Genomic DNA, 925 nt, shown 5'->3' with positions numbered 1-925 from the left:
GGAACTGGAGGCCATGCGCGAGGCCGCCAGAGCCAAGGGGCTGCCGCCCCGCTATGACGGCCGCTGGCGCGACCGCGACCCCTCTGAGGCGCCCGCAGGCGTCAAGGGCGCCATTCGTATCAAGGCGCCGACCGAAGGCGAGACCATCGTCCATGACCGTGTCCAGGGCGAGGTGCGCTTTCCCAACAAGGATCTCGATGACTTCATCATCCTGCGTTCTGACGGCAATCCCACTTACATGCATGCCGTCGTCGTCGATGATCATGATATGGGAGTCACCCATATCATTCGCGGCGACGATCATCTGACCAACGCCGCTCGCCAGACCGTGATCTACAACGCCATGGGCTGGAACGTGCCGTCCATGTCGCATATCCCGCTGATCCACGGCGCCGATGGCGCCAAGCTGTCGAAGCGGCACGGCGCGCTTGGCGTCGAGGCCTATCGCGCCATGGGCTACCTGCCGGAGGCGCTGCTCAATTACCTGGCGCGCCTTGGCTGGAGCCATGGCGACGACGAGATCATGTCGATCAAGGATATGATTTCCTGGTTCGATATCGGCGATGTCAACAAGGGCGCGGCGCGCTTCGACTTCGCCAAGCTGGAGGCGATCAACGGCGCGCATATGCGCCGCATGAGCGATGCCCAACTGTTCGACATCTTCATCGCTACCCTGCCCTATCTCGAAGGTGGCCCGGCGATCGCCGCGCGCCTGAACGACAGCACCAAGGCGCAGTTGCTGGCAGCGCTTCCGGGCTTGAAGGACCGCGCCAAGACGCTGGTCGAGCTCGTCGATGGCGCGGCCTTCCTGTTCGCCACGCGCCCCCTGCCGATCGACGACAAGGCGGCCCTTCTGCTTACCGACGATGCCCGCAAGATCCTGCGCAGTGCTCACGAAGCTTTGAACGGGCTTGCGAGTGACTGG

The 925-nt window shown here is 63.8% G+C and carries 1 protein-coding gene; it reads left to right on the top strand.

The window, feature by feature from the left end; genetic code table 11:
- On the top strand, positions 1-925 hold a 925-nt coding region (locus tag EOC06_RS37925; RefSeq protein ID WP_164899030.1), incomplete at both ends, for a glutamate--tRNA ligase.

The sequence above is a fragment of the Mesorhizobium sp. M7A.F.Ca.MR.362.00.0.0 genome (genome assembly GCF_004023175.1).
GTDB lineage: Bacteria > Pseudomonadota > Alphaproteobacteria > Rhizobiales > Rhizobiaceae > Mesorhizobium.
The sequence above is the reverse complement of the archived record's forward strand: the minus strand, read 5'-3'. Positions and strand labels throughout refer to the sequence as shown.